The organism is Clostridioides sp. ZZV14-6009, assembly GCF_020658095.1.
GTDB lineage: Bacteria > Bacillota > Clostridia > Peptostreptococcales > Peptostreptococcaceae > Clostridioides.
Map to the genome: position 1 here is coordinate 1 of NZ_JAGWDG010000091.1, position 253 is coordinate 253.

The 253-nt window shown below is 53.8% G+C and carries 2 tRNA genes; both read left to right on the plus strand.

The features are described 5' to 3' along the window. Positions 1-95 precede the first annotated feature (95 nt). A tRNA-Met gene (locus tag KGF36_RS20015) sits at positions 96-171 on the plus strand. A gap of 7 nt (positions 172-178) precedes the next feature. Beyond that, positions 179-253, plus strand: a tRNA-Glu gene (locus tag KGF36_RS20020).

Genomic DNA, 253 nt, shown 5'->3' on the forward strand with positions numbered 1-253 from the left:
CGGAACTGGCAGACGCACAGGACTTAAAATCCTGCGGGACTTACCTCTCGTACCGGTTCGATTCCGGTCTTCGGCACTTATAAAACAAACAATATCGCGGAGTGGAGCAGTTGGCAGCTCGTCGGGCTCATAACCCGAAGGTCGTAGGTTCGAGTCCTGCCTCCGCAACCATTAAAATGGCTCGTTGGTCAAGAGGTTAAGACACCGCCCTTTCACGGCGGTAACAGGGGTTCAATTCCCCTACGAGTCACCA